The organism is Streptomyces sp. NTD91 (genome assembly GCF_059510455.1).
Genome location: NZ_JCAJZW010000001.1, coordinates 294,464 through 312,315, shown reverse-complemented (window position 1 = coordinate 312,315; position 17,852 = coordinate 294,464). Strand labels below are relative to the sequence as shown.

Annotated in this window: 17 protein-coding genes and 1 pseudogene; 12 read left to right on the top strand and 6 right to left on the bottom strand. The window is 73.0% G+C overall.

The annotated features are described in order from the left end of the window. The first annotated feature begins 8 nt into the window (after positions 1 to 8). A complete protein-coding gene (locus AC5WRT_RS01425; protein WP_496091785.1) occupies positions 9 to 1,739 on the top strand; it encodes an N-acyl-D-amino-acid deacylase family protein in 1,731 nt (576 codons plus the stop codon). Beyond that, positions 1,736 to 3,184: an aldehyde dehydrogenase family protein gene (locus tag AC5WRT_RS01420; RefSeq protein ID WP_496091784.1), complete on the top strand. Its 1,449-nt coding sequence runs from the start codon at positions 1,736 to 1,738 to the stop codon at positions 3,182 to 3,184. The genes AC5WRT_RS01425 and AC5WRT_RS01420 overlap by 4 nt, the downstream gene beginning before the upstream one ends. Positions 3,185 to 3,262: 78 nt before the next feature. Here AC5WRT_RS01420 and AC5WRT_RS01415 read toward each other — a convergent pair whose 3' ends face one another. Then, the gene (locus AC5WRT_RS01415) at positions 3,263 to 3,658 is read right to left on the bottom strand and encodes a nitroreductase/quinone reductase family protein (RefSeq protein WP_496091783.1); all 396 of its coding nucleotides are present in this window, start codon (positions 3,656 to 3,658) and stop codon (positions 3,263 to 3,265) included. A 146-nt stretch (positions 3,659 to 3,804) separates the two neighbouring features. Between AC5WRT_RS01415 and AC5WRT_RS01410 the strand changes: the two genes are divergently transcribed. The 4 genes from AC5WRT_RS01410 to AC5WRT_RS01395 are packed head-to-tail and all read left to right on the top strand — an operon-like array spanning position 3,805 to position 6,675. Next, a complete protein-coding gene (locus tag AC5WRT_RS01410; RefSeq protein ID WP_496091782.1) occupies positions 3,805 to 4,182 on the top strand; it encodes a hypothetical protein in 378 nt (125 codons plus the stop codon). 11 nt (positions 4,183 to 4,193) lie between these two features. After that, the gene (locus tag AC5WRT_RS01405; RefSeq protein ID WP_496091781.1) at positions 4,194 to 5,759 is read left to right on the top strand and encodes a peptidoglycan-binding protein; all 1,566 of its coding nucleotides are present in this window, start codon (positions 4,194 to 4,196) and stop codon (positions 5,757 to 5,759) included. A gap of 55 nt (positions 5,760 to 5,814) precedes the next feature. Further along, positions 5,815 to 6,231 carry a protease inhibitor I42 family protein gene (locus AC5WRT_RS01400; RefSeq protein WP_496091780.1) on the top strand — a complete coding sequence of 139 codons (417 nt, stop codon included), beginning with the start codon at positions 5,815 to 5,817 and terminating at the stop codon, positions 6,229 to 6,231. 27 nt (positions 6,232 to 6,258) lie between these two features. Continuing rightward, the gene (locus AC5WRT_RS01395; protein WP_496091779.1) at positions 6,259 to 6,675 is read left to right on the top strand and encodes a hypothetical protein; all 417 of its coding nucleotides are present in this window, start codon (positions 6,259 to 6,261) and stop codon (positions 6,673 to 6,675) included. A 13-nt stretch (positions 6,676 to 6,688) separates the two neighbouring features. On the opposite strand, the gene AC5WRT_RS01390 is transcribed toward AC5WRT_RS01395, so the two are convergent. Then, positions 6,689 to 8,089 (bottom strand): CehA/McbA family metallohydrolase, encoded by a 1,401-nt coding sequence (locus AC5WRT_RS01390; protein WP_496091778.1) that lies wholly within the window; start codon positions 8,087 to 8,089, stop codon positions 6,689 to 6,691. Between the two features lie 68 nt (positions 8,090 to 8,157). On the opposite strand from AC5WRT_RS01390, the gene AC5WRT_RS01385 reads away from it, so the two are divergent. From AC5WRT_RS01385 to AC5WRT_RS01375, 3 genes are all read left to right on the top strand, one after another. Continuing rightward, on the top strand, positions 8,158 to 9,027 hold the full coding sequence (locus tag AC5WRT_RS01385) for an LLM class F420-dependent oxidoreductase (RefSeq protein ID WP_496091777.1): 870 nt from the start codon (positions 8,158 to 8,160) through the stop codon (positions 9,025 to 9,027). A gap of 24 nt (positions 9,028 to 9,051) precedes the next feature. Further along, complete coding sequence (locus AC5WRT_RS01380; RefSeq protein WP_496091776.1) at positions 9,052 to 11,637, top strand: bifunctional FO biosynthesis protein CofGH; 2,586 nt, start codon at positions 9,052 to 9,054, stop codon at positions 11,635 to 11,637. Positions 11,638 to 11,702: 65 nt separating this feature from the next. After that, on the top strand, positions 11,703 to 12,269 hold the full coding sequence (locus tag AC5WRT_RS01375; RefSeq protein WP_496091775.1) for a hypothetical protein: 567 nt from the start codon (positions 11,703 to 11,705) through the stop codon (positions 12,267 to 12,269). Here AC5WRT_RS01375 and AC5WRT_RS01370 read toward each other — a convergent pair. Next, positions 12,262 to 12,768, bottom strand: a complete 507-nt coding sequence (locus AC5WRT_RS01370; protein WP_496091774.1) for a DUF2165 domain-containing protein — start codon at positions 12,766 to 12,768, stop codon at positions 12,262 to 12,264. The genes AC5WRT_RS01375 and AC5WRT_RS01370 overlap by 8 nt on opposite strands. Positions 12,769 to 12,853: 85 nt before the next feature. Here AC5WRT_RS01370 and AC5WRT_RS01365 point away from each other — a divergent pair, with 85 nt between their 5' ends. Beyond that, the gene (locus AC5WRT_RS01365) at positions 12,854 to 13,228 is read left to right on the top strand and encodes a hypothetical protein (RefSeq protein WP_496091773.1); all 375 of its coding nucleotides are present in this window, start codon (positions 12,854 to 12,856) and stop codon (positions 13,226 to 13,228) included. A 420-nt stretch (positions 13,229 to 13,648) separates the two neighbouring features. Here AC5WRT_RS01365 and AC5WRT_RS01360 read toward each other — a convergent pair whose 3' ends face one another. Then, positions 13,649 to 14,680 (bottom strand): alpha/beta fold hydrolase, encoded by a 1,032-nt coding sequence (locus AC5WRT_RS01360; RefSeq protein ID WP_496091772.1) that lies wholly within the window; start codon positions 14,678 to 14,680, stop codon positions 13,649 to 13,651. A 110-nt stretch (positions 14,681 to 14,790) separates the two neighbouring features. Between AC5WRT_RS01360 and AC5WRT_RS01355 the strand changes: the two genes are divergently transcribed. Next, on the top strand, positions 14,791 to 15,540 hold the full coding sequence (locus AC5WRT_RS01355) for a TetR/AcrR family transcriptional regulator (protein WP_496091771.1): 750 nt from the start codon (positions 14,791 to 14,793) through the stop codon (positions 15,538 to 15,540). A gap of 92 nt (positions 15,541 to 15,632) precedes the next feature. After that, a complete protein-coding gene (locus AC5WRT_RS01350) occupies positions 15,633 to 16,748 on the top strand; it encodes an ADP-ribosylglycohydrolase family protein (RefSeq protein WP_496091770.1) in 1,116 nt (371 codons plus the stop codon). 12 nt (positions 16,749 to 16,760) lie between these two features. Here the strand turns inward: AC5WRT_RS01350 and AC5WRT_RS01345 are convergent. Together AC5WRT_RS01345 and AC5WRT_RS01340 are read right to left on the bottom strand one after the other, a co-directional pair. Next, positions 16,761 to 17,051: pseudogene (locus tag AC5WRT_RS01345) on the bottom strand (Na+:solute symporter); the annotation flags it as partial. Next, positions 17,052 to 17,840: an SDR family oxidoreductase gene (locus tag AC5WRT_RS01340; RefSeq protein ID WP_496091769.1), complete on the bottom strand. Its 789-nt coding sequence runs from the start codon at positions 17,838 to 17,840 to the stop codon at positions 17,052 to 17,054. Positions 17,841 to 17,852: the final 12 nt, after the last annotated feature.

Genomic DNA, 17,852 nt, shown 5'->3' with positions numbered 1-17,852 from the left:
TTCCGGGGATGCTCGACCACCTGATCAAGGGAGCCACCGTCGTGGACGGCACGGGCGCGCCCTCGTACACCGCCGACGTCGGCATCCGCGAAGGCCGCATCGCCGCCGTCGGAACCGTCACCGAGAACGCCCGCACCGCCGAGGACGCCTCCGGGCTCGTCCTCACCCCCGGCTTCGTCGACCCGCACACCCACTACGACGCCCAGCTGTTCTGGGACCCGCACGCCACGCCCTCCCTCAACCACGGGGTGACGACCGTCGTGGCCGGGAACTGCGGATTCACCCTCGCGCCGCTCAATCCCGGCCGCCCCGGGGACGCCGACTACACCCGCCGGATGATGTCCAGGGTGGAGGGCATGTCCCTGGTGGCGCTGGAGGAGGGGGCGCCCTGGAGCTGGCACTCCTTCGGTGAGTACCTGGACGCGCTCGACGGGCGCATCGCCGTCAACGCGGGCTTCATGGTGGGGCACTGCGCGCTGCGGCGGTACGTCATGGGGCCGGAGGCCGTCGGCGGACAGCCGGGTGGCGATCAGATGGACGCCATGCTCCGGCTGCTGCACGAGGCCATGGACGCCGGGGCCTGGGGGCTGTCCACCACCCAGTCGTCGACCCACTGCGACGGGGACGGCAGCCCCGTCGCCTCCCGGCATGCGCGGCCGACGGAGCTGCTGGCGCTGTCGAAGGCCGTCGGCGAGCACGAGGGGACGCAGATCGAGGCGATCGTCGCCGGGTGCCTGGACCAGTTCAGCGACGACGAGATCGATCTGCTGGTGGAGATGAGCGCGGCGGCCGGACGGCCCCTGAACTGGAACGTGCTCACCGTCGACGCGGCCGTACCGGAGCGGGTGCCCCGGCAGCTCGGCGCGAGCGAGCGGGCGCGCAGGGCGGGCGGCCGGGTGGTGGCGCTCACCATGCCGATCCTCACCCCGATGAACATGTCCCTGGGCACGTTCTGCGCCCTCAACCTCATCCCCGGCTGGGGACCCGTCCTCGCCCTGCCCGTGCCGGAGCGGATCGCCCGGCTGCGGGACCCCGCCGTGCGGGCCGAGATGCTGCGCCGGGCCCGGTCGAAGGAGGCGGGTGTCTTCCGGCGGCTGGCGGACTTCGGCCGGTACGTCGTCGGCGACACCTACAGCGCGGCCAACGAGGGGCTGACCGGGAGGGTCGTACGGGACATCGCGGCCGAACGCGGGCAGGAGCCGTTCGCCTGCCTGGTCGAGATCTGCGCCCACGACGAGCTGCGTACGGTGCTGTGGCCGATGCCGACCGACAACGACCCGGCGTCCTGGGCGCTGCGCGCCGAGGTGTGGGGCCACGAGGACGTGCTGCTCGGCGGCTCGGACGCGGGCGCGCACCTGGACCGGATGTGCGGGGCGCCGTACACCACCCGGTTCCTCGGGGACTGTCTGCGCGGCCGGAAGCTGGTCGGCCTGGAGCGGGCGGTGCGGATGCTGACCGACGATCCGGCGCGGCTGTTCGGCCTGCGGGAGCGGGGACGGGTGAGGGAGGGCTGGCATGCGGACCTCGTCCTCCTCGACCCGGAGCGCATCGACGCCGGCCGGGCCCGGCTGGTGCACGACCTGCCGGGTGCCGGTCCGCGCCTCGACTCCAGGGCGATCGGCATACGGGCGGTGTGGGTCAACGGCGTCGAGGCCATCCGGGACGACGTGGTGAGCGGCGCCGTACCGGGGAGGGTGCTGCGGTCGGGGCGGGACACCCGCACGGTGAGTACGAGGTGACCGGGCAGCGGCTGTTCGTCGGCGGGCAGTGGGTGGAGCCGGACGGCGGGCACTACCCGGTGACCGACCCGGCCACCGAGGAGACCGTCGGCTGGGCGCCGGAGGCCTCGCCGGAGCAGGTGCGGGCGGCCTGCGCGGCGGCCAGGGAGGCGTTCGCGGCGTGGTCGCGGACCCGGCCGGAGGAGCGGGCCGCGGTGCTGGGCCGGGCCGCCGACATCATCCGGGAACGGATCGGGCCGTACACCGAGCTGGCCCGCGCGGAGACCGGCGCGACCACGGCGACCGCCCGGGCCATGCAGGTCGGGGTGGCCGCTGCCCGGTTCCGGCGGTACGCGCGCGTGGAACCCGCCGAGTGGGCGATCCCGCCGCAGATCAACGAGGCAGGGCCGATGGGGAGGGCCGCCGTGCTCGGCGCGCTGGCGGTGCGGCAGCCGGTCGGGGTCGTCACCTGCGTCACCTCCTACAACAATCCCTGGGCCAACCCGGCCGGCAAGGTCGCGCCGGCGCTGGCCATGGGCAACACGGTGGTGGTGAAGCCGGCCCCGCAGGATCCGCTGTCCGTCTACCGGATGGCCGAGGCGCTGGAGGCGGCCGGGGCGCCGCCGGGGGTGCTGAACGTCGTCTCCGGGCGGGCGACGGCCGTCGGCGAGACGGCGGTGGCCTGCGGGGACGTCGACATGGTCAGCTTCACCGGGTCCACGGCCGTCGGCCGACGGATCGCCGAGGTGTGCGGACGGGACATGAGACGCCAACTGATGGAGCTGGGCGGCAAGGGCGCGGCCCTCGTCCTCGACGACGCCGACCTGGACTCTGCCGTCGCCGGCATCGGTACCACGTTCTCCTTCTACAGCGGGCAGATCTGCACGGCACCGACCCGGGTGCTGGCCCAGCGCGGGGTGTACGAGCAACTGGTCGGCCGACTCGCCGACCACGCCCGCCGCTTGAAGGTCGGCGATCCCCGGGAGCCGGACACGGTCGTCGGACCGGTGATCTCGGCGGAGCACCGGGCGCGGGTCGAGTCGTACGTGCAACTCGGGTGCACGGAGGGCGCGAAGCTGATCACGGGCGGCGAACGCCCCCCTCCGGAACGGGGCTTCTACGTCGCGCCCACCCTCCTCGCCGACTGCACCAACGACATGCGGGTGGTCCGCGAGGAGATCTTCGGACCGGTGGTCGTGGTGGTCCCCTTCGAGGACCAGGACGAGGGCGTGGCCCTCGCCAACGACTCCGAGTACGGCCTCGTCGACTACGTCTGGTCGACCGACCCGGCCCGCGCCTTCCGCGTCGCCCGCCGCCTGCGCGCCGGAGGCGTCGGCATCAACACCGTGGGCCGCAACATGGAGGCGCCGTTCGGGGGGTTCAAGAAGAGCGGGGTGGGGCGGGACGTGGGCGTGCACGCCCTGCACGCGTACAGCGAGGTACAGGCGATCGTGTGGGCCGGGTAGGGAACCGCCTGCCCGCAGGCCGGACACGGCCGCGACCCTGCGCTGGTCCGTGCCTCACGCGGCGCGGCGTGGCGTGCGTCAGTCCGTCAGGTCCACCCGCACCGTCAGCAGGTTGGTGCCGAACGCCCGTACCGCCACGCTGTTGAGGCGGGGCAGGGAGCGCAGGCGGGCCAGCGGGTCGTCGTCGGTGAGGAGAAGGGCGGTGCCGTGGTGCCAGCGGCCCGCGATGCGTACGCGGACCCTGGGGTCGGCCTGGATGTTGCGGACGTACTGCGACGTGTGGCCGAACTCGGAGACCAGCCAGAAGGAGTCGCCGACCCTGCGCCCGCCCACCGGGGTCCGCCGGGGCAGGCCGGAGGTGCGCCCGGTGGTCTCCAGGAGGGTCTGGAACGGCAGGCGCCGGCTCAGCGGATTGGCGATGTGCCGCTGGAAGGCGGTCACCGTGCGGTGCTTGCGGTCTGCGGGGGCTGACATGCCGGTCGCTCTCCTGGTCTGACGGCACGGGGCCGTGGCGGGGACGGTGTGTCGGCTCGGTGCAGGGCGTGTGAGCTCCGGACCCTCCGCCGACTGTCGCGTGTTAGCCTCCCCCGCGGTCGTGATCATTTCAACGGGGGAGCCTGATGAGCGCGTCTTCGGACGGCTACACGGTCAAGTCCGGGATGTCCGGACAGGCGAAGGACCTGGACGCCGCGGGTGACGACGCGGGCAAGATCGGCGAGGCGATCCAGCCCGGCATGTGCTACATGGACGACGTGCTCGGCGGCCCGGAGGCCGCCGCGGCGTTCAACGCGTACGCCTCCGCCTGGGAGGCGGAGGTCAAGGCCCTGGAATCGGCGCTGCACGAACTGGCCGACAAGGTACGGCTGTCGAAGGGGGCGTACCACGGCAGCGACAGCCTCGTCGGCACGAGCGCCCACGGCGTGGCCCTCGGGGAGAGCCACCTCACCAGCACCATGCCGGTCCAGGCCCGCCGCCCGTCGGCGCTGGCCGACTACTGAGGGGGCGGCCGATGACGGAGTCCACGGGCGACCGCCGCAGGCGGCTGGGCGAGCTCTGCAAGACGATTTCCTCCGCCGACAGCAAGAACGACCTGATCGACGCCATCAACGACGCGCTCGCCGTCTCGGCCCCGGTCGGCAACACGGCGACACTGGAGTCCCTGGGCAAGCTGTACCAGAAGCAGGACCTCGAGGACCTCTACAAGCGCATCGACAGGGTGGCCAAGAAGGGCCTGCCGGACGTCTGGGCCGGGAACACCAGTGTCCTCGCCTCGGACGCGGTGGCCGCCGCCGGGCGGGCCGCCGGGGCGGTGGGCCGGGCCTTCTACGGCGGCGGACAGGCGTTGCTCACGTTCGCCGACGCCCTCAAGGACGCCCAGAGCCAGGACAGTGACGGGCGGGAGACGCTGCGCGAGGCACTCGGGATGCTCGGCAGCAAGGACGGCTGGTTCGACGACCTCATCGAGTCCGACGACGAGAAGGCCGTCCGGCTGAACGCCCGTTCCCTCGCCTCCCTGGGCGCCGACGACATGCACAAGGCCGCCATCGCCGCCGACGACGCAGCCCACGCCGTCGCCAGGGACCTGGACAAGTGGGTCTCCGAGGCGCGCCTGCGCAGGCTGGGCACGGGCAACCTGACCGCCGTCGACAAGCTGACGCTGGCCGAGACCAGCTCCGTCGACGGCGACCCCGTGCTGAACGAGATCCTCACCGCACACGACCTGGACCGCGCCGGCCGGCGCATGAACCAGCTGAGCGCCGCCGACCAGGCCGCCATGGACCGGATGCTGGCCGGGTCGGACAGCCCGCAGGAGCGGGCCTACCTGATGAAGGCCCTGGCCGCCGGGCACAGCGTGGCGGAGATCGAGCAGTTCCAGGGCAAGATCCACGGCCATGACCCCGAGTGGCTGCGCAGGCATCTCACGCCGGTCGTCACCGCCGTGGACAGCATGGACGACGAGGGCCTCGCCTCCGACGGCTCCAACAACAACAAGGACTACGTCACCTTCGACGGGCAGCGGTGGATCCAGGGCGGCGACGGCTCGGAGGGCACCTGTGTGGCCTCGTCCACCGTCACCGCCCGCGCCATGGTCGACCCCGTCTACGCCCTGAACCTCACGGGCGGCAGCAGCGGGCAGGAGGACGACCCCGAGGCCTTCAAGCGGCGCCTGGTGGCCGAGCAGCACCGGCTGCACACGGAGGGCCACGGCGGTGACCACTGGGAGGGCATGGGTCCCGACGGGCAGGAGCACATCGCCGACACCACCATCGGCGCCGCCACCGGTGACGACTACCAGCGCCACGACCTGGGCAGCGCCACCGACCGCAGGGCGGTGCTGAGCGATGTCGAGAAGGCGGTCGCGGACGGCCGCCCGGTCCCCGTCGACGTCCAGGGCAAGGACGGCGCCCACGCGATGACCATCATCGCCCAGGACGGTGACAGGCTGCAGATCTACAACCCCTGGGGCACGACGACCTGGGTCAGCGAGAACGACTTCATCAACGGACACATGGGCAAGGCAGCGGACAGTGGACTCAACGACGCGTACAGCGTGTACCTCCCGACGGCGAAGTAGCCGGGGCCTCGGGCGCCGGGGCAGGGCGGCGGGCGGCGCCGTCGCGGCGGTCGCGATGCTCACGCTCGTCGCGGGCTGCGGGTCCGGCGCACCCGCCCCCGTCGCGCACCCCACCGACGAACCCCGCGTCACCGCGAAGGTCGGGCAGCGCTTCACGCTCACCGTCCACGAGAACGCCTCCACCCGGGAGCACTGGTACCTGTCCGACCCCAGGCCGGACGCCGACGTGATCCGCGAACGCGGGCAGCACAGCACCTCGGACTCCGGCGGCAAGCACCTGGTCGGCGGCGGCAGCAGCCTCACCTTCACCTTCGAGGCCACCGGCAAGGGCAGCACCCGGATCGTGCTGACCCACTGCACGTTCGCCACCGCCTGCGACGAGGACGGCGGCGGCACCCCGGCCCCGGCGTCGACCGCACCGTACCGGCAGTCCGCGCCCGAGCGCGTCACCTACACCGTCACCGTCCGCTGAGCCGGCCGACACCACGGACACCGGAACATGAACCCCGAATCGAACCCCGCCCCGCGCCCCCCGGACCGCACCGACGACGAGCTGGCCCGGCTCGACATCTCCGTCCTGCTCCGCTACGGCCTCACGGCACCGCCCGGCCCCCGGCGCACCGCCCTGTTCGGTGACGGCGTCGCGGGCGCGGCCGTGCTGCTCGACCGCCTCGGCACCCAGCCGCGCTCGGTGGCCTTCCTCGCCGACACCGTCCGGGCCGGCGGCCTCGCCTACGCCGCAGGACTCCCCGAGCCGCTGCCGCGCCCGCAGGCGGCGGCCGTCGTACGCGACTGGCTGGATGCCGGCACCGGACTCGCGGCCGGCGTCGACGCCGACGACACCGCCGCCCGCTGGCTGCGTGCCGTCGCGACGGTCATCGAACTGCGGCAGTTGACGCGGGCCGCACGGAGCTGACCGTCCGCGGGGGTCACGCTCCGCCGAGGACCCCGAGGAACGCCGGATTGGTGAACGCCGCCATCACCCCCGGCACCGGCCCGAGCGCCGTCTCGTGCCGCAGTTCGGCGCGCACGTACGCCGCGTGTTCCGGGGTCGTACGCCACTCCACCACTCCAGCCCCGGACACGGGCAGGGGACCGCTGCCGAACAGCACGCCCTGGTCGGTGACGAAACGGACCGAGCAGCGCGGGGCGCCCGAGACCGTCATGCGGGCGGTCACCGGGGTGCCGGGGCCGACCGCCAACCGCTCCCCGATCCCGGCGCGTTCCCCGCTCGCGGCGGTCACGGTGAAGTCCAGCGAGACGGTGCGCGACTCGGCCACGTACGACCGCCCCGCCCGCAGCCCCTCAAGGATCGCCTCACGGCTCAGCTCCTCGGCGAGGACGACCGTCTGCGGGTGCCCGACGACGTCCGGGTCGCGGTGCGCGTCGCTGTCCCCCATGGCCGGCAGCCAGACACCCCCGTCGCGCACGGAGGCGACGAGCAGCCCGTCCCAGGCCGCGAGCGCCACCTCGTCGTCCGGCGTCCACAGCCCGTTCCACACCTCCACCGCATCCGCCTCGGCGAACCCGGACTTCCAGGCGCAGCCGACGCAGTCCGCGTACGGGTGGGCCGGTACGACCAGCCCGCCGGCACCGCGGATCTCCCGGGCGAAGCGCGCCCAGCACCGGTCCCGGGCCCGGTAGCGCCAGTCGACGAAGGTGCCGGGGTCGGTCCCGAGGGCCAGCACATGGCCGTTCCTGGTGGTGACCTCCTCACCGAGCAGCACCAGCAGGTCGTCGCCGGCCGCGTCGGCCCAGTGGGCGTGCGAGGAGTGGGTGTTGTGGTCCGAGCTGTTGACGAAGTCCAGCCCGGCCGCGCGGGCCAGCGCCGCGATCTCGGCCGGGGTGCGGCGCCCGTCGGAGTGCCAGGAGTGCAGATGGCAGTCGCCCCGGTACCAACCCCGGCCCCGGCCCCGTACGCGCTCCGGCGGGTACACCGGCTTCGGGGTGGCCCCCGGCTCTCCTTGCGTCGGTGTGACGGTCACCTCGTACGACAGCCCCTGCGGGGCCACGGTGTACGGCCCGAGCGCGATGTGCCAGATGCCGGGATGCAGCGGGCCGGGGAGATAGCCGGGGGTGGCGTCGTCGGCCCGCACGAAGAACTCCGTTCGGGCGCCGCCGGACCAGCCCCGGAACCCCGGTCCGCCGACCTCGGTACCGCGCTCGTCGAAGAGGCCGATGTCGAGGGCGTTGCCGGGGGTGCCGGCGGGGGTGGCGGGCCGGTCGTAGGTGTAGGAGATATGCAACTCCCGTGTCCTGGGCGGGACTTCGAAGGGCAGGTAGACGTAGTCCGGTGAGCCGGGGGCGAGGGTGCCGCGCAACGTCGTCACGGCTCCACGGTAGGCGCCCCGGCCGTACGGAACCAGAACGGACGACCAACCAGTCGGTATGATGTCTCATGCGCATCGCCGTAACGATCTTTCTCACGGACGAGACCATCACCCCCCTCCGGCTCGCGCACGAGCTGGAGCAACGCGGCTACAGCGGCCTCTACCTCCCCGAACACACCCACATCCCCGTGGAGCGCACGACGCCGTACCCGGCCGGCGGCGACCTGCCCGGGGAGTACGGCCGCACCCTCGACCCCTTCGTCGCCCTCGGCCAGGCGGCGGCCGTCACCGAGCGCCTCGGCCTCGGCACCGGCGTCACCCTCCTCGCCCAGCACGACCCCATCGCCCTGGCCAAGCAGATCGCCACCCTGGACCACCTGTCGGGCGGCCGCTTCACCCTCGGACTGGGCTACGGCTGGAACGTCGAGGAAGCCGCCGACCACGGCGTGCAGTGGCGCACGCGCCGGGAACTGGTCCGGGACCGGGTACGGCTCATGCAGGCCCTGTGGTCCGAGGAACCGACAGCCTACGAAGGCGAGTTCGGCAGTGTCAGGGCCAGCCACGCCCACCCCAAGCCGGTGCGCGGGCCGCGCGGCCGGATCACCGGCCCGCGCACACTCGTCGGCGGGGCGGCCGGACCCGGACTGTTCGCGCACATCGCCGAGTACGCCGACGGCTGGCTGCCGATCGGCGGCCGCGGCCTCACCGAGGCGCTGCCGGTGCTGCGCGCGGCCTGGGCGGACGTGGGCCGCGACCCCGCCGCCCTGGAGGTCGTCCCCTACGCGGTCAGGCCCACCCCCGGCAAGCTCGCCCACTACGCCGAGTTGGGCATCGAGGAGGTCGTCCTGCAACTGCCGTCGGCGGGGGAGGGGGAGGTGCTGCGGGTTCTGGACGAGTACGGAGGCTTTCTTCGGTCCGGGCGCGGCCCTTCGCACTGATCACCCCGAACGTATCGTTGAGGGATGACGACTTCCGCGACCTCCGGAACCGGTCCGACCGAGAACTCCATGCGTCGCGCCCTCAAACGCGCCCGGGACGGCGTCGCCCTCGACGTCGCCGAGGCGGCGGTGCTGCTCCAGGCGCGCGGCGAGGATCTGACCGACCTCGCCGCGTCCGCCGCCCGGGTGCGCGACGCGGGTCTCCGGCAGGCGGGCCGCCCCGGTGTCATCACGTACTCGAAGAGCGTCTTCATCCCCCTCACCCGGCTGTGCCGGGACAGGTGCCACTACTGCACCTTCGTCACCGTCCCCGGCAAGCTGCGCCGCGCCGGGCACGGGATGTTCATGTCCCCGGACGAGGTGCTGGACATCGCCCGCAAGGGTGCCGCGCTCGGCTGCAAGGAAGCCCTGATCACCCTCGGCGACAAGCCGGAGGACCGCTGGCCGCAGGCGCGCGAGTGGCTCGACGCGCACGGCTACGACGACACCATCGCCTATGTCCGTGCCGTCTCCGTGCGCATCCTTGAGGAGACGGGCCTGCTGCCCCACCTCAACCCCGGCGTCATGACCTGGACGGACTTCCAGCGGCTCAAGCCGGTGGCGCCGTCCATGGGCATGATGCTGGAGACGACCGCGACCCGCCTGTGGTCCGAGCCCGGCGGCCCCCACTACGGCTCCCCGGACAAGGAGCCCGCCGTACGGCTGCGGGTGCTCGAGGACGCGGGCCGCTCGTCCGTCCCCTTCACCAGCGGACTGCTGATCGGCATCGGCGAGACCCACGAGGAGCGGGCGGAGTCCCTGTTCGCGCTGCGGAAGGTGTCGAGGGCCTACCACGGCATCCAGGAGCTGATCATCCAGAACTTCCGCGCCAAGCCGGACACGGCGATGCGGGGCATGCCGGACGCCGAACTGGACGCGCTGGTCGCGACGGTGGCCGTGGCCCGCCACATCATGGGTCCCTCCGCCTGCCTCCAGGCCCCGCCGAACCTGGTCGACGCCGAGTACGAGCGGCTGATCGGGGCCGGCATCGACGACTGGGGCGGGGTGTCGCCCCTGACCATCGACCACGTCAATCCCGAGCGCCCCTGGCCGCAGATCGAGGAGCTGGCCGCGAGGTCGGCCGCCGCAGGCTTCGAACTGCGGGAACGTCTCTGCGTCTACCCGGAGTTCGTGCGCCGCGGCGAGCCCTGGCTGGACCCGCGGCTGCGCCCGCACGTGGACGCGCTGGCCGACCCGGAGACGGGCCTGGCCCGCCCCGGAGCCCTTCCCCGGGGCCTGCCCTGGCAGGAGCCGGAGGAGGCGTTCGTGGCCACCGGTCGCACGGACCTCCACGCGTCGATCGACACCGACGGCCGTACGAGCGACCGGCGCGACGACTTCGACGAGGTGTACGGCGACTGGGACGCGCTGCGCGAGGCGGCCGCCCCCGGCATGGCGCCGGAGCGCATCGACACGGACGTACGGCAGGCGCTGGCGACGGCGGCCGACGACCCGACCCGGCTGACCGACGCCGAGGCGCTGGCCCTGCTGCACGCGGACGGGTCGGCGCTGGACGCCCTCACGCGCATCGCGGACGACGTACGCCGGTCGGCGGTCGGCGACGACGTGACGTACATCGTCACCCGCAACATCAACTTCACCAACGTCTGCTACACCGGCTGCCGCTTCTGCGCCTTCGCCCAGCGCCGTACGGACGCCGACGCCTACACGCTCTCCCTGGAGCAGGTCGCGGACCGTGCCCGGCAGGCCTGGGAGGTGGGCGCGGTCGAGGTGTGCATGCAGGGCGGCATCCACCCCGACCTGCCCGGCACGGCGTACTTCGACATCGCGAAGGCCGTGAAGTCCCGCGTCCCCGGCATGCACGTGCACGCCTTCTCCCCGATGGAGGTGGTGAACGGCGCGACCCGGACGGGCATGTCGATCCGCGAGTGGCTGACGGCGGCCAAGGAGGCGGGCCTGGACTCCGTCCCGGGGACGGCGGCGGAGATCCTGGACGACGAGGTCCGCTGGGTGCTGACCAAGGGGAAGTTGCCGACGGCCACCTGGATCGAGGTGATCACCACGGCCCATGAGCTGGGCATCCGCTCGTCCTCGACGATGATGTACGGCCATGTCGACCAGCCCCGCCACTGGCTGGGCCATCTGCGCACCCTGGCCCGCATCCAGCGCGAGACGGGCGGCTTCACGGAGTTCGTCACCCTGCCCTTCATCCACACCAACGCCCCGGTCTACCTGGCGGGCATCGCCCGGCCGGGCCCGACGACCAGGGACAACAGGGCGGTGACGGCGATGGCCCGTCTCCTCCTCCACCCCTGGATCCCCAACATCCAGACGAGCTGGGTCAAACTCGGCGCGGAGGGAGCGGCGGAGATGCTCCGCTCCGGAGCGAACGACCTGGGCGGAACCCTGATGGAGGAGACGATCTCCCGGATGGCCGGCTCCTCCTACGGCTCCTACAAGTCGGTCCGCGACCTGATCGCCGTGGCCGAGGCGGCCGGCCGCCCGGCGAAACCGCGCACCACGCTCTACGGCGACGTGCCCGAGGAGCGGCGGCGGGCGGCGGAGGCCTCGGACGGGCACCTGCCGGAACTGCTGCCGGTCCTGGACTGAGTACGATGATCCGACCTCCGGCCCGAGATGGGGCCCCATACGCCTAGCGTCAGGAGAAGCGTCCCGTGGCTGCCCGACTGCCCTCATGGGCCTGGGTCACCGGCCTGACGGCGGGAGCGACCGCGGTCGTGGTCGCGCTCGCCGTACAGGCGGACCACGGGCCGCGTCCGATCGCCGCCGCCGTCGCCAGGCCGAGCCCGTCGGCGTCGGCGGGCGCTCACGGCCCCGCGGCGCCGAAGACGCCGGCCGCACCCGCCCTGCCGGACGCTTCCGGCACGGGTCGCCGGATCGTGTACTCCCTGTCCGGGAAGCGGGTGTGGCTGGTCGACGCGACGGGCAGGGCGACCCGTACGTTCGTCGTGTGGCCGGGCACGGTGAGCCCGCAGCCGGGGCGGTACTCGGTCATCGCGCGCAGGCAGTCCCTCAAGGGCTCGGACGGCGTCGAGGTCGAGCACATCCTGTACTTCGCCCAGGCCGACGGCGTGACGGTAGGTTTCTCCAACGCCCTTGACGGCTCCTCGCCGCCTCCGGCGAACGGTCAGAAGCTGGGCGGCATCCGCCTCCACAAGGAAGACGGCGCCGCCCTGTGGGCCTTCGGCGACACGAACACGACAGTGACGGTCGTCAAGTAGCGTCGGTCTGCCGTGCGGGCAGCAGGTTCACGATCAACGCCACTCCACTGAGCAGGAACACCCGGGTCGCCGCGTCCAGCCCGTTCCAGGTCTTCGACTGCCACATCGCGAACCACTCACCGCCGATCGCGATGAACCCGGCGCCGAAGAGCAGCAACAGCATCAGCAGCCCGTAGGTGGACAGGCGCCGGGCGAGGTCGTCCTTGCGCCACGCCCAGAGCGCGGTCCCGCCGATCAGCACGAGGGCCGCCACGGTCTCCCACACGATGATCGCGACATAAGCGGTGTCCTGGAGCCCGGTACTCGTGATGGCGCGCCCCATCAGATCATGGTCCCTGAACGTCGTGTCCATCGCCAGCACATGCCGTACGAACTGCTGGTTGGTCCCGAAGTCGGTGATGTTCCCGAGCGCGACCAGGGCGGTGTAAAGGGCGAGTATGCCGGTGAGCACACCGGCGGCCAGCCTGAGGCCGGTGTGACGTGGGGGGTTGGTGGTCATGGCGAGATTCTCCCCCGCCGCGGGCCCGGTTATCGCGTGGGCATTGCGCCAGAATGGGAGTGCGGACCGCGGGAGGGGCTGGCGGATGGCGCAGGCACGGCCGTCGATGCGCGCGCAGGACCCGTCCACCGGCACGTTCGATCTCGCCCTGGCCGTCAGCGGTTCCCACGGCGTGCGGCCGGCCGCTCCCCTGTGGCACGAGGTCGGACGTCTGCTGCACGCCGACGACACCCCCTTCGTCCGCTGCGTCCTGGGCTGCGCCCTCGGTGAGTGGGGCTTGGCGGACTCGGCACTCGACGAGATCCTGGCCGAGGAGCAGACCAGGCGCGACCTGGCACTGCTGGCCGACGTACTTACCGAGCTGCTGTCCGCGCCCGGAGCGGACCGAGCCCGCGTCGCGCCCCGGCTGTCGACTGCGGAGGCGGCCCGGGACGCCGTCCAGGCACGCCACGCGGAGTGAGCGGCGAAACCCGGGAACTCCGTCCAGGCGGGCTGGGCGACGGCGAGTCGTGCACCGTCCCTGTCCTTGTCCGTGGCGACGACGAACGCGCAGCAGACCCAGGGCCTCGCGCCGTTGCGGGCCTGCGTCCACTCGTGGGCCGTCTCCGCTGCCGTCGAGCGGCACCCGGAGCGGTCGGCGCACCTGCGGGAGTTGGAGCGCCACCCGAGTGCCGAGTACGTCACGGGAGGGTTGCCACCCGGAGCAGTGCCGAGGCGGAGCGTCTCATGGCCGGACTGGCCGCTCTCGGGCACGACGCCGTCAAGGTCGGACGGCCTGTCGGTCGGGAGGGCGGGCTCCGGGAGTCCGCCAGGCTCGGCGGACGTGGCTTCGTCGGTTCCCTTGCCCTGCCACGGTACGGGTGCGTCCATGGCCGCGACGTCACGTGGGACGGCTGACCGCCTCCCCCGTCACCACCGGCCGCACCCTGTTCAGCAGCAGGTCCAGGAACCGGTCGGGCCGGCGGAAGGACGCGAAGTGGGAGGCCTCGGGGATGAGGGCGAAGTCCTTCACGGGGGCGGTGACTTCGGCGTGGAAGCGACGGGCCGCCTCCGGTGGGGTGAGGACGTCGCTCTCGCCCTGGAAGACGAAGAAGGGGAGGCGGAAGTCGGTGCCCTCGGCGTATTCGTCGATCGTCATCGCCTGGGGGCCCAGGACCTCCGAGAACGTCTGGGCCTTCAGGTACGCGCGCAGGTCGCGCAGGCTGTGGAGAGGCGAGAACCACAGGGAGCGGATCACGACCGTCTTCATCGTGTCGTAGGTGAGGGGGTCGGTCGTGACCACCGTCTTCGCGTACTCGGCCCACTCGTGCGAGGACCAGGCTGAGCGGTCCGGGCCCAGGGCCGCCATCTTCGCGAACTGCTTCTTCCTGCCCGCCTTCTCCAGCCGCGCCAGCAGCGCGTCGTAGCCGGAGGTGTCCCGGCCGCCGCCGACGATGTTCTGGTCGGTGCCGACGTACGCCGAGTACCGCTCGGGGTGGTTGCGGGCCAGGCGGAGGCCGATGACCGTGCCGAAGCTGTTGGCCAGGAGCAGCACCTTGGCCACGTCCAGGCGGGTGCGGATGTGGTCCGTGACCTCCAGGGCGTCCGCGTAGAGGCGGTCGAGGGTCAGCTCGCCCCGGCCCTCGGGGCCGCCCGCCGCGAAGGTCTTCCCGGCGCCCCGCATGTCCCAGCGGACGATCGTGAAGTGCCGCTCCCAGGCGCGGGTGCGCGGGACGAAGACCAGGTTGGAGGCGCCGGGGCCGCCGTGGATCTCCAGGATCACGGGGTTCGAACGGTCCTCGCCCCGGACGGAGATCCACTGGTCGATGCCGCCGATGCGGACGTACGAGGACTCGTCGATGCCGTCCCGGGCGGTGATCGCCAGCTTCCTGGCGTTCGCACGGCGCTTGAGGGCGCGGTAGGTCAACAGCATGGCGTTCCCCCTAAACTGTTTATGGCGTCAGCTGTGTGGCGCCAGGTTTACGGTATATACAGTTGTCGGGGGAGTCAACGGGCTTCCTCGGAGCCAGTGGAAGGGACCTCGTGGCCGGACAGAACGCCGGACAGGGCAGGGAGGCGCAGCGGCCCGACCCGCGGGCGATCCTCGCGCTGCTGTGGGGCGAGCAGGGCAGGCCCACCCGCGGGCCCAAGCCGAAACTGACCCCGCAGCGCATCGCCGCGGCCGCCGCCGAACTGGCCGACAGGGAGGGGCTGGACGCCGTCTCCATGAGCAAGGTCGCGGCCGGCTTCGGCGTCTCGGCCATGGCGTTGTACCGGTACGTGCCCGGGAAGGCGGAGCTCGTCGAGCTGATGGTGGAGTCGGTGCTGGCCGAGGGGCCGGATCCGGCGGAGGTCGCGAAGGGGGACTGGCGGAGCGGCCTGCGGGAGTGGGCCCGTCGGCTGTGGCGGGTCTACGCGGCGCACCCGTGGCTCCTCGCGGCCGTCCCCATGCGCCGTCAGCTGATGGGCCCGAACCAGCTCCAGTGGCTGGACGCCGTGCTCGCCGTCCTGGAGCCCACCCCGCTGACCGCCGCCGAGCGGCACAAGGTGTTCCTCCTCGTCGTCGGGCTCGTCCGCAACCTCGCCCAGCAGCACGGCGACCGCGACGAGGAGGAGGAGCGGCAGTGGGACCGGCTCGCCGGTGACGTGCTCGTCCGGCACGCCGACCGCTTCCCGGCTCTCACCAGGGCCGTGGCCGAGGGGGCGTTCGAGCCGGACGGCACCGACCCGCTGGAGTTCGGCCTCGACCGGATCGCCGACGGGGTGGAAGCGCTCGTAGCCGGCCGGGAATGACCACTCGGGGGTGGTTTGCCCCCGTGAACGGGCCGTTCCCCGTCGATTACAGTGCTGAGCGTACGCGCGGACGGTGCCGTGGGGAGGTCTGGATGAGTGCGACGTCCGGCGCCGTCTGGGGCCGAGCCGAGCAGCAGGACTTCCGCAGCAGGGTGCGCGGCACCCTGCTGGGGGGCGCCGTGGGCGACGCGCTCGGCGGGCCCGCCGACCCGCTGTCCCTGGAGGAGATCCGGGCCACGTACGGGCCCGAAGGGTTGCTCGACCTCGCCTTCGGGCAGGGGCGCCGGGGCACGGTCACCCACCACACCCAGCTCACCCTGTTCACCGTGGACGGGCTGATAAGGGCCCAGGTACGGCGGGACACCGGTGCCTGGCATCCGCCGACCGATCTGCACCGGGCGTACCGGCGCTGGGCGGCCACCCAGCGGGACTGGGGGCCGGACGAGCGCCGCAAGGACGACGGCTGGCTCGCGCGGGAGGAGTGGCTGTACGCCCGCCGCGATCCGACCCGGGCCCTGCTCATCGGGTTCGGTGACGACACCATGGGCACGCCGGAGTCCCCGAAGAACCCCGGTGAGCTGGGCCCGGAGGCGGTGGCCCGGTCCGCTCCCTTCGGGTTGCTGGTCGGCTGGGAGCCGCAGCTCGTCGCGCAGCTGGCGGTGGAGTGCGCGGCGCAGAGCCACGGGCACCCCCTCGCCTTTCTGTCGGCGGGCGCCTACGCCGTGATCGTGCATGCGCTGGCCCGGGGCGAGAGCCTGGACGGCGCCGTGCAGCGGGCCCTGGCCCTGCTCGCCGCCCGACCCGGCCACCAGCCCGTCTCGGACGCCCTGCAGCATGCCCTCGGGGCGGTACGGCAGGGGATCCCGAGCCCCACACGGGTGGAGGAGCTGGCCGGCGACGGCACGGCGGACGGGCTGCTCGCGGCGGCGGTGTACTGCGCGCTGGTGGGCGAGGACGTGCGGCACGGGCTGTGCCTCGCGGTGAACCAGAGCGGTCCTTCGGCGGCGGCGGGCGCGCTCACCGGCGGCCTTCTCGGCGCCCTGCACGGCGAGACGGCCCTCCCCCCGGCCTGGGTGGCCGAGCTGGAGGGCCGTCCGACGGTGCTGGAACTCGCCGACGACTTCGCGATGGAGATGACGCAGGGCCCGGCGCTGCACGGTCCGGCGGGGTCGTCGCCGGGGTGGCTGGCCAGGTATCCGCGGGCCTGAGGGGGCAGGACCCTACGGCGCCCCCACCACGTCGTCCCCCGTTCCCGCGGGCACCGGCACCGCCGCCACCGCGTCCCCGTCCGTGTTGACCTTCTCGATGACGGCGAGCCGCTGCGGCGTCTCCTCCGGCTTCAGGTACCCGATGACGATGTACAGGACCAGGGACACCGCCAGCGGCACGGACACCTGGTACTGGAGCGGCACCCCGCCCGGGACGTTCCAGTCGACGGGACAGTTCACCAGCCAGAACGCCGGCAGTCCCGCGGCCCAGCTGGTCAGCGCCGCCGTGGGGCCGGAGCGGCGTCAGCGCATCAGCTCCCCGGCGTTGACCAGCAGGGACTGCCCGGTGATGGCCCGCGCCCGGTCGGAGCACAGGAACACCGCAGCGTCCGCCACGTCCCCGTCCGTCGCCAGTTCCGGCAGCGCCATCCGCTCCGTCAGTCTGCCCAGTACCTCCGCCTCCGGCAGCCCTTCCGTCCGCGCGGCGAGCCCGACGTACGCCTGGACCGGCGGCCCCCACATCCAGCCGGGCACCACGGTGTTGACCCGGATCCGGTACGGCCCCAGCTCCCGCGCCAGGGAGTACATCGCACTGGTCAGCGCGCCCTTCGACGCGGCGTACGCGGCCTGCCGCACCTGCGAGGGCGCGGCGAGGGCCGACTGCGTCCCGATGAAGACCACGGACCCGCCCCCGCCCTCCTTCAGTGCCGGCAGGCAGGCGCGCGTCATCCGCAGGGTGCCCAGCAGGTTCACCTCGACGACCGACCGCCAGCTCGCGAAGTCCGCGTCCTGGAGCCCGCCGAAGAAGGAGTCCGAGGCCGCGACATGGACCACGGCGTCGATCCCGCCGAACCGTTCCCGCGCCAGCTCCGCCAGCGCGGCGCACCGGTCCTCGTCGGTGATGTCCGTCGCCCGGATCGCCGTGCGCGCACCCTCCGGGTCGATCTCGGCCGCGCTCTTGGCGAGGTTCGCCCCGGTGCGCGCCCCGAGCACCGCGTTCCCGCCCTCCCGTACGACGGCCGCGGCGATCCGGTGACCGAGCCCGGCGCCGACCCCCGAGACGACGACGGTCTTGCCGGTGAGCAGTGACATGGGTCCTCCCGG

Bases quoted from the DNA above. Each gene is read 5' to 3' on its own strand.
- AC5WRT_RS01360 (WP_496091772.1), bottom strand. From the start codon at position 14,680: ATGCTGTTGACCTACCGCGCCCTCAAGCGCCGTGCGAACGCCAGGAAG.
- AC5WRT_RS01425 (WP_496091785.1), top strand. From the start codon at position 9: ATGCTCGACCACCTGATCAAGGGAGCCACCGTCGTGGACGGCACGGGC.
- AC5WRT_RS01370 (WP_496091774.1), bottom strand. From the start codon at position 12,768: ATGACCACCAACCCCCCACGTCACACCGGCCTCAGGCTGGCCGCCGGT.
- AC5WRT_RS01350 (WP_496091770.1), top strand. From the start codon at position 15,633: ATGAGTGCGACGTCCGGCGCCGTCTGGGGCCGAGCCGAGCAGCAGGAC.
- AC5WRT_RS01400 (WP_496091780.1), top strand. From the start codon at position 5,815: ATGCTCACGCTCGTCGCGGGCTGCGGGTCCGGCGCACCCGCCCCCGTC.
- AC5WRT_RS01385 (WP_496091777.1), top strand. From the start codon at position 8,158: ATGCGCATCGCCGTAACGATCTTTCTCACGGACGAGACCATCACCCCC.
- AC5WRT_RS01415 (WP_496091783.1), bottom strand. From the start codon at position 3,658: ATGTCAGCCCCCGCAGACCGCAAGCACCGCACGGTGACCGCCTTCCAG.
- AC5WRT_RS01340 (WP_496091769.1), bottom strand. From the start codon at position 17,840: ATGTCACTGCTCACCGGCAAGACCGTCGTCGTCTCGGGGGTCGGCGCC.
- AC5WRT_RS01365 (WP_496091773.1), top strand. From the start codon at position 12,854: ATGGCGCAGGCACGGCCGTCGATGCGCGCGCAGGACCCGTCCACCGGC.
- AC5WRT_RS01410 (WP_496091782.1), top strand. From the start codon at position 3,805: ATGAGCGCGTCTTCGGACGGCTACACGGTCAAGTCCGGGATGTCCGGA.
- AC5WRT_RS01380 (WP_496091776.1), top strand. From the start codon at position 9,052: ATGACGACTTCCGCGACCTCCGGAACCGGTCCGACCGAGAACTCCATG.
- AC5WRT_RS01405 (WP_496091781.1), top strand. From the start codon at position 4,194: ATGACGGAGTCCACGGGCGACCGCCGCAGGCGGCTGGGCGAGCTCTGC.
- AC5WRT_RS01395 (WP_496091779.1), top strand. From the start codon at position 6,259: ATGAACCCCGAATCGAACCCCGCCCCGCGCCCCCCGGACCGCACCGAC.